The organism is Rhodovulum sp. DZ06, assembly GCF_050586345.1.
Classification (GTDB): domain Bacteria; phylum Pseudomonadota; class Alphaproteobacteria; order Rhodobacterales; family Rhodobacteraceae; genus JBOCEF01.
This window is the reverse complement of record NZ_JBOCEF010000022.1, coordinates 64155-72701: the sequence shown is the minus strand read 5'-3', so window position 1 is coordinate 72701 and position 8547 is coordinate 64155. Positions and strand designations below refer to the sequence as shown.

Here is an 8547-nt window from a genome sequence, read left to right as displayed (position 1 = left end):
TGCGGGGCGTGGGGACGTTCCGGCGCCTTCGTCCCACGCGACTCCTGCAGCAGGCCGCCCCCCCGCCCCCCCTCCCAATGCTGTTGGGCGGCGGTACGGGCCGCGCGGCGCGCGCCGTCCCGGGGGGATCTGTCGCCGGGGGGGCGCGCCGCGCGGGGTGGGCGAGGGGCCACGGGAAGAGGGCCCCGCGCCCGGGCCCGCCGCCCTGCAGGGAAGCGGCGGCGGACCGGTCTGCGGCCAGGTCTGCGGTTCGGGCGGAGTCCCGGGCCGCGGCCCCGGCCCCGCCCGTGACGGGGGGCCGGGACCTTGCGTCCGTCACTCGGCCGGTTCGACCGCCGCTTCGGCGCGGGACATGGCGAAGGCGGGATAGCCCGCGGCGGCCTCGTCCTCGCATTTCTGCCGATAGGTCCCGACGCCGCCGGTATAGGACAGCACCCGCCGCGGTTTGCCCGGCACGTTGGAGCCGGTGTACCAGCTGTTGGTCTTCGCGATCAGCGTGGCGTTGGCGGTCTCGTCATGGTGGCGGACCCAGGCGTCCTCGCCCTCCGCCGTCGGCTCGATCACGTCGGCGCCCTTCTCGCGCAGCGCCCGGATCGCGCCGGTCACCCATTCCGTCTGCTGCTGCAGGCAGGTGGTCATGTTGCACAGCGCCGCCGAGGGGGCGAGGGGGGCGCCGGTCATGAACAGGTTCGGGAAGCCGTGCTTCTGGAGGCCGTAGGTGGTGCGGATGTCCTTCTCCCACTCCTCGCGCAGCTTCATCCCGTCCCGCCCGGTGATGTCGATCCGCGCCAGCGCGCCCGACCCGGCGTCGAAGCCCACGGCCATGATGATGACGTCGAGCGCGTGCACCGTGCCGTCGGCGAGCTTCACGCCCTCGGGCACGATCCGTTCGATCGGGTTGTCCTTGACCGGGACGGCGTGGACGTTGGGCTGCTTGTAGACCTCGAGGTAATTGGTCTCGAGCGGCACGCGGTGGGTGCCGAAGCCGTAATCGCCGGGCTTGGGGACGAGGGTGTCGATCAGGGCCGGGTCCTCGAGCCGCGCGGCCATCTTCTCGCGCACGAAGGCGGAGATTTCGGCGGAGACCTCTTCGTCGAAGAACATCTCGGCGAAACTGGCGAGCCAGAGCTTCAGCGAGCCGTCGGCGTGGATTTCCTCCAGCACCGCGCGGCGCTGGTCGGGGGTGAGCTCGGCCCAGGTATGTTCGAAATCGTACTCGAACCCGGTGAAGGTGCGGGGCAGGTTGGCCGTGAGCTCCTCCCAGCGGGCCTTGTAGGCGGCGGCCTCGGCGGGGCCGTATTTGGGGTTCTTCATCGGCAGCACGTATTGCGGCGTGCGCACGAAGACGGTCATCTCGCCGACCTCGGGGGCGATGGTCTGGATCACCTGGATGCCGGTGGCGCCGATGCCGATGACGCCGACCTTCTTGCCGGCGACGTCGATGCCCTCCTTCGGATAGCGGGCGGTGTGGACGATGGTTCCCTTGAAATCGGCCTGGCCTTCGAAGCGGTTCTCGAGCGGGGCCGAGAGCATCCCGGTGCAGCCGATCACGAACTGCGCGTCATAGACCTCGCCGTCCGAGGTGCGCACGGTCCAGCGGCCGCGGGACGGGTCCCAGTCGGCCGAGAGCACCCTGGCGTTGAAGGTGAAATCGCGGCGCAGGTCGAGCGTGTCGGCGACGTAATGCATCCAGCGCTCGATTTCCGGCTGGGCGGGGAAGCGTTCGGACCAGGTCCAGCCCTTGTAGAGCGCCTCGTCGAACAGGTACTGGTAGATATAGCTTTCGCTGTCGAACTTGGCCCCCGGGTAGCGGTTCCAGTACCACGTCCCGCCCACGTCCGAGGCGGCGTCCACCCCGTGCACGTTCAGCCCGTCGCGGCGCAGCTGCCAGAGCTGGTAGAGCCCGGCCACCCCGGCGCCGATCACCAGCGCGTCGATCGTCCTGGTCATGTCTTGCGTCCTCCCTGTTGGTCGCGGCGCGGTTCCCTCCCGGAACGCGCCGTCCCCTTCACGCTAGGGACGGGGGCATGGCGGGGTCTTGAACGATCCCGCGGCGGGTTTTGAACGAAACGGGGGGCGCCGGAATGTTCAACGCGAGGCCCCGGAACCTTCAAGACCGGCGGCGCGGGCGCGGCCGATCCTCTCCCTCCCCCCGCGCCGGATGATGGCGCGGACAAGCCGGGAGGAGAGAGAGATGAAAGCGCTGGTCTATGACGGCGAGGGCCGCAAGGCTTGGGTCGACAAGCCCAAGCCCGAGATCCAGGAGCCGACGGACGTGATCGTGCGGATCACCGCCACCACGATCTGCGGCGCCGCCTGCACATCCTGAAGGGGGACGTGCCGACGGTGGAGCCGGGGCAGACCCTGGGGCACGACGGCGTCGGCGTGGTCGAGGCGGTGGGCGGCGGGATCCGCGGGCTGGTCCCCGGCGACCGGGTGCTGATCGCCTGCATCACCGCCTGCGGGTCCTGCACCAACTGCCGCAAGGGGATGCACGCCCATTGCACCGGCGGCGGCGGCTGGCGGCTGGGGCGCCTGGTGGACGGGACCCAGGCCGAGTACGTGCGCATCCCGCACGGCGATTTCAGCCTGCACAAGATCCCCGAGGGGATGGACGAGGAGGCGCTGGTGATGCTCTCGGACATCCTGCCGACGGGGTTCGAGATCGGCGTGCTCAACGGCCAGGTCGGCCCGGGCGACAGCGTGGCCATCGTCGGCGCCGGGCCGGTGGGGATGGCGGCGCTGCTGACGGCGCGGTTCTACAGCCCGGCGAAGATCATCATGCTCGACATGGATGCCGGGCGGCTGGCGCTGGCGCGGCAGTTCGGGGCGACGGACACGATCGACGTCTCCGGGGGCGGCGCCGCGGAGAAGGTGCTGGCGATGACCGACGGGGTCGGCGTCGACGTGGCGATGGAGGCGGTGGGCGTGCCCGCGACCTTCGAGCTCTGCCAGGACGTGATCGCCCCGGGCGGGCGGATCGCCAATATCGGCGTGCACGGGACCAAGGTGGACCTCGCGCTCGAGAAGCTGTGGATCCGCAACATCACCATCTCGACCGGGCTGGTGAACACCAACACCACGCAGATGCTGATGAAGAGCGTGGGCGCGGGGCAGATCGACCCGGGCGCGCTGATCACCCACCGCTTCGCGCTGTCGCAGATGCTCGAGGCCTACGAGGTGTTCAAGAACGCGGGCCGCGAGGGGGCGATGAAGGTGATCCTCGCCGCCTGACCGGGCGGCGGGGGGACGCCGGGGGCCGGGGCCGGTCCCCCGGCGGGCGCGGCGCGCCGCCCGCGAGGGGCGGGGCGCCGTTTCGGTCGAAGGGGGGGGCGCCCCCTCCCCCCCCGCGGGGATCAGCCCGCCGCGCCGCGGGTGATCAGCAGATCGCAGGGCGGGTCGCGCAGCAGCTCGGCCGCGAAGCCGCCGAGGCCGGTGAACGACAGGCTGCGGGTATGCGCGCCGATGGCCAGCAGGTCGGGCTTGAACGCGGCGATCACCCCGTGCAGCCCGGCCCCGAGCCCGCCATGGCTCAGCTCCACCTGCGGCAGCGCCTCGCCGGCGCCCGCGGCCCAGGCGGCGGCCTGCGCCTCGGTCTCGGCCTTCACGGCGCGGGACATGGGCGAGTCGGCGCCCCCCGACAGCCCCTCGAACGGGGCCGTCCACATGTGCGCCACCCGCAGCTCGGCCCCCGGGGCGAGCGCGCGGGCCAGCGTCGCGGCGCGCAGGCAGGCGGGCGAGAACCCGGTGGCCGCCAGCGCCCGCGCGTAGCCGTCATGCACCGGCCCCGCGGCGATCAGCGCCGGGATGCGGGCATGGGAGAGCACGCTTTCCACGGTCGAGGGCCGCAGCCCGTCGAGCGCGCCGCGGCTGCGGTGGCGCCCGAAGACGGCGAGGTCATGCCCCCCCGCGTTGACATGCGCGAGCAGCAGCGAGACGGGGTCGCCCGTCTCCACCTTCACCTCGTGCGGCACGTCCCCGGCCAGCTGGGCCGCGGCGGCCGAGAGATGGGCGCGGGTCTTCGCCGCGATCTCGGAGGACAGCGGCCCGGGCGCGTCGTCATCGACCGCCGCGACCACCGAGACCTTGGCCCCCAGCGCGCGCGCGAGGCGGAAGCCGCGCTGCAACGCGCGGTCCGAGCGGGCAGAGAGGTCCGAGGCGATGAGGATCGAGGCGATGGGGGTCGCGGGCATGACGTGTCTCCCTTGTCTGCATCCGTCTTGTGGGTCCGGTTCCGAGATAGGCGCCGGGGGGCGCCATTCTAAGGGGGGGCGGGCGCGGCGAAATGCACCCCCCGATTGCGGCCGCCGTCCCGCGGCGGGGGGCGGGCCGCGCCCGCGGCGCCTTTCGCCGCGGCCCCGGCCGGCGCGCTTGGCGCCCGGCCCCGCGCCGGGGTATCCCAAGGAGGGGGACGGAACCGGACCGCGCGGCGGGCGCGGCGCCGCGGCGCGGGATGAGCATGGGCACGCCAGGGGACCAGCCAGGGGATGCGGATGACCGGCTGCTGCTGGCGCGGATCGCGCGCGGCGACAAGGCCGCGATGCGCGCGCTCTACGAGCGGCACCACGACGCGCTGTTCGCCTTCGCGCGGCTGCGCGCGGGCGACGAGGCGGCGGCGGCGGACGCGGTTCAGGACGCGATGCTGGAGGTCTGGCGCAAGGCGGGGGCGTTCTCGGGGCGCAGCGCGGCGCGCACCTGGATCTTCGCCATCGCCCGCAACAAGCTGGTGGACCGGGCGCGCCGGTCCGGGCGGCTGTCCTTCACCGACGAGACGCCGGAGCGCGCCGACGAGGCGCCCGGCCCCGCCGCGGTGCTGGAGGCGGCGCAGGACGCCGCGCGGGTGCGCGCCTGCCTTGCGCGCTTGACCGAGGCGCAGCGGGCGGCGGTGCGGCTGGCGTTCTTCGAGGACCTGCCCTACCCGGACGTCGCCGCGCGCGAGGGCGTGCCCGTGGGCACCGTCAAGACCCGCATCCACCATGCCAAGAAGGCGCTGATGCGCTGCCTCGGGCGCCCGGGCTGAGGGGGGCGAGGGCGCGCGCGTCCGTCCGCCCCGGGCCGCTCCGGGCCGCCCCGGCCCGCCTCAGTCCGGCGCCACCGCGACGACCAGCGCGGTGCGGGCGGCGAGGGTTTCGGCGGCGGCGTCCCGCGCGGCCGCGTCCGCGAAGCGCAGGCGGTAGAGGCCGAGCGCCCCGGGCCCGCCCGTCACCTCGGCGCCGACCTCCTGCAACAGCGCGGTGATCTGCGCCGCCGCGGCGCCGGGCGCGAAGGCGACGCGCAGGGTCGGGCCCTCCGTCGGGGCGGGCGCGGTGACGGGGGCGTAGCCGCCGCCCCCGGTCCAGGACGCGGGCAGGTTCGGCACGACGGCGACCTGCCAGGCCCCGACGGCGAGCGCCGCCGCCGCGGCCATGCGCAGCAGCCCCGCGCGCCGGTTGCTGTTGGCGGGGGTCATGCGCCGGTCATCCTCGATCGCGGCCGAGAGGCGCGCCCAGCCCGCCGCCTTCGCGCCCGCGGGCGGGGCGGCGGCGCCGAGCGCGGCGGCGGCGGCGCGCAGGGTCTCGGCCTCGGCCCGAAGGGCGGGGTCGGACGCAAGCCGGGCCTCGAACGCCGCGCGCTCCGCGGGCGCGAGGCGCCCCTGCAGCCAGGCGGCCAGCCGGTCGTCGTCGTCGATCTCGTCCATGGCGCGTCTCCACTGCGTCCCGGGACCATCTTCCAGATTTCGGCCCGCGGGTGAACCGCCCCGGCGCGGTCCTTTCGGATTGGTCGCAGGGCGGTGCGGCGCGGTTCAAAAATTTCTTGCCCGGCGGCGGCGGCCGGATGCGTTAACCTTTTCGCCGAAACCTTTGAACCGGGCCCCGCCCGGGCGCGACGAAGAGGCATGATGCAGATTGATCCCCGCCGCCCCGCCGCGGCCCCGCCCTTCGCCGCGCTCGCCCTCTCGCTCGGCCTCGCCGCCTGCGCCGCGCCGCCGCCGCCGCCGGATTTCGAGTTGAACCCGCCGCCTCAGGCGGTGATCCGCGCCGGCGCCGCGCAGGTGGTGGACGCGCGCGAGATGGTCGTGCTGCTGCCGGGCGCCGCCGCCGCGGCGCGGCTGCGCGCCGGCGCGGCCCCCGGCGGCTTCGCGCTGCGGGGGCAGGAGGAGCTGCCGGGCCTGTCGCTGGTGATGCAGCGCTACACCTTCCCCGCGCCGCTGACCGGGGCCGAGGCCATCGCGGCGCTGGAGCGGATCGAGCCCTCCGCCACCGCGGGGGTCAACCACGCCTACCGCCCCGCGGCAGGCGCGGCGGGCGCGGCCGGGGACGCGGCGGCGGCGCAGGACGCGGCCGACCCGCTCGACTACGCCAACGGGATGCTGGGCTGGGCCGGGGGCGCCTGCGCGGCGGCGGGGCCGATCGGGATGCTGGACGCGGCGGTGACGCCGGACCTGCCCGAGCTGCGCGGCGTGCGGGTGATCTCCGCCGCCTTCCACCGCGGCCCGGCGGCGGACATCCCCCATGGCGACCAGGTGGCGGCGGTGCTGACCGACCCGCGGCGGCTGAGCGGCGTGACCCTCTATGCCGCCGCGGTGATCGGGGTGTCTGCGCGCGGCGAGGCCGAGGCGGGGGTGGACGACGTGCTGCGCGGCCTCGACTGGATGACGGCGCAGGGGGTGCGGCTGGTGAACGTGAGCCTCGCCGGCCCCTACAACAAGCTGCTGGATCGCGGGGTGGACGTGGCGCGGGCGCGGGGCGTGACGCTGGTGGCGGCGGTCGGCAATGACGGCGCGGCGGCCGATCCGCGCTATCCGGCCGCGCTCGGCAACGTGGTGGCGGCGACGGCGGTGGATGCGGGCGGCGCGATCTGGGACCGGGCGGTGCGCGGCGATTACGTGGACGTGGCGGCGCCGGGGGTGGACGTGAAGGTGCGGGTCGGCGGGCGCGAGGGCTTCGCCACCGGCACCTCCATCGCCGTGCCCTTCGTGGCGGCGCGGATCGCGTCGGACCGGGGCCTTTACGGCGCGGCCCCGGCGGCGGTGCGCGCGGCGCTGGGGGCCGAGGCGCGCGATCTCGGGGCCCCCGGCCCGGACCCGGATTACGGCGCGGGCCTGTTGCGCGCGCCGCGCGGCTGCGGCGGCTAGGCCCCCCCCCGGGGCCGCCCCGGACGGGTCCGCGACCCCCGGCCCCTGCCTTTCGGCGGGGGCTTTTTCTTTGCACTGCAGCGGGTTGCGGGTTTTTCGCCGGGGGCGCGAAAAACTTTTGAACCCCCGCGTCCCGTCGCCCGACCAAGGGACATGGCCGGCGCGTCCGGCCGCCACACAGCAAGGAAGTTCACCATGATTTCGAAAATGCGCTTTCCCGCCGCCGCCCTCTGCGCCGCCGTCCTCGGCGCCCTCTCGGCCCAGCCCGCCGCCGCGGTGGTGTTCTCGGGCGCCGGGCCGGACGCGGCCTCGATCCAGGGGCTGGTCGATGATTTCCGCGCGGCGCTCGGCCCGCTCAACCCCAACGCGCCGATCAACGCCGACCCGAACGGGCGGCGCGAGATCAACTGGGACGGCGCCCCGGCCGCCGTCGCCGACCCGAACCTGTTCCCCGGGGATTTCTTCAACGGCGACGCGGCCCCCCGCGCCCGCGGGATCGAGTTCGAGGCGACCGGCGACACCACCAGCTTCATGATCAGCTCGGCCGCCGCCGACAACGGCCCGGACCAGCCGGCCCCCGCGGCCTTCGGATTCACGAACGGGTTCACCCCCTTCAGCCCCGAGCGCCTCTTCGCCCCGGTGGGCGGCACCACCTTCGACGTGGAGTTCTATGACCCGCTGGACCAGACCATCCACGCCGCGGTGCGCGGCTTCGGCATGGTGTTCACGGACGTGGAATCCGACAGCGTGCTGATGGAGTTCTATGACTTCAACGGCGCGCTGATCGAGACGCTGACCTCGCCCCAGACCGGGAATGCGGGCCTGTCCTTCATCGGCCTCGTGCTGGACGACCCGCAGATCGCGCGGGTGTCGATCGACGCCGGGACCGCGGCGCTGCTGCAGAACGGAAGCTTCGGCGCCGGCGACGCGGTGGTGATGGACGACGTGATCTTCGGCGAGCCGATCGTGTTCGAGGGGGCCCGGGCCGACGTGCCGCTGCCGGCGCCCGCGGCGCTGCTGGCCGCGGGGCTGTTCGCGCTGGGGCTGCGCGGGCGCCGCAAGGGCTGAGGCGCGGCGGGGGGGCGAGGCGCCCCCCGCCGCTCCGATCCGCCGCCCCGTGCGTGGGCGCCCGGCCGGATGCACGGCCTGCCGGGCGCGGGGGAGGCGGCGGGTCGGGCGCGGCCGGCCCCGGCGGGGAAACGGGCCCCAACCCCGCCGGGGCCGGCAGGCCCCCCGCGCGTCGGCGCGGGGGGCCTTTGCGCGCGCGCTCTCCCTCTCGTTTGCGCGCGCGCGCCCTTGGCGGCCCCGGCGACGGGCGGCGCGCGTCCATCGCCCCGGCCCCCCCGCGGCCCCGGGGCGCTTGCATTCCCGGCCCGAACCCGCGACCCATGGACAACCCCCGCCGCGCGGCGTCGCCGCCCCCTCGGACGCCG

General features: G+C 75.1%; 8 protein-coding genes. 5 read left to right on the top strand and 3 right to left on the bottom strand.

Annotated features, from left to right (window positions below; translation table 11 throughout):
- Positions 1-315: 315 nt before the first annotated feature.
- Positions 316-1950, bottom strand: coding sequence for a flavin-containing monooxygenase (locus ACQ5SO_RS11605; protein ID WP_430941766.1), 1635 nt, complete (start codon positions 1948-1950; stop codon positions 316-318).
- 244 nt (positions 1951-2194) lie between these two features.
- Here ACQ5SO_RS11605 and ACQ5SO_RS11600 point away from each other — a divergent pair, with 244 nt between their 5' ends.
- Positions 2195-2329 carry a hypothetical protein gene (locus ACQ5SO_RS11600; RefSeq protein ID WP_430941765.1) on the top strand — a complete coding sequence of 45 codons (135 nt, stop codon included), beginning with the start codon at positions 2195-2197 and terminating at the stop codon, positions 2327-2329.
- 8 nt (positions 2330-2337) lie between these two features.
- Positions 2338-3234 carry a zinc-binding dehydrogenase gene (locus ACQ5SO_RS11595; protein ID WP_430941764.1) on the top strand — a complete coding sequence of 299 codons (897 nt, stop codon included), beginning with the start codon at positions 2338-2340 and terminating at the stop codon, positions 3232-3234.
- A gap of 122 nt (positions 3235-3356) precedes the next feature.
- Here the strand turns inward: ACQ5SO_RS11595 and ACQ5SO_RS11590 are convergent, their stop codons facing one another.
- Positions 3357-4193 (bottom strand): universal stress protein, encoded by an 837-nt coding sequence (locus ACQ5SO_RS11590; RefSeq protein WP_430941763.1) that lies wholly within the window; start codon positions 4191-4193, stop codon positions 3357-3359.
- A 266-nt stretch (positions 4194-4459) separates the two neighbouring features.
- Here ACQ5SO_RS11590 and ACQ5SO_RS11585 point away from each other — a divergent pair, with 266 nt between their 5' ends.
- Positions 4460-5020, top strand: a complete 561-nt coding sequence (locus tag ACQ5SO_RS11585; protein WP_430941762.1) for an RNA polymerase sigma factor — start codon at positions 4460-4462, stop codon at positions 5018-5020.
- Positions 5021-5080: 60 nt separating this feature from the next.
- Here the strand turns inward: ACQ5SO_RS11585 and ACQ5SO_RS11580 are convergent, their stop codons facing one another.
- Positions 5081-5677: a hypothetical protein gene (locus tag ACQ5SO_RS11580; protein WP_430941761.1), complete on the bottom strand. Its 597-nt coding sequence runs from the start codon at positions 5675-5677 to the stop codon at positions 5081-5083.
- A gap of 201 nt (positions 5678-5878) precedes the next feature.
- Here ACQ5SO_RS11580 and ACQ5SO_RS11575 point away from each other — a divergent pair, with 201 nt between their 5' ends.
- On the top strand, positions 5879-7114 hold the full coding sequence (locus ACQ5SO_RS11575) for a S8 family serine peptidase (protein WP_430941760.1): 1236 nt from the start codon (positions 5879-5881) through the stop codon (positions 7112-7114).
- Between the two features lie 195 nt (positions 7115-7309).
- Positions 7310-8182 (top strand): hypothetical protein, encoded by an 873-nt coding sequence (locus tag ACQ5SO_RS11570; RefSeq protein WP_430941759.1) that lies wholly within the window; start codon positions 7310-7312, stop codon positions 8180-8182.
- The last annotated feature ends 365 nt before the right edge of the window (positions 8183-8547 follow it).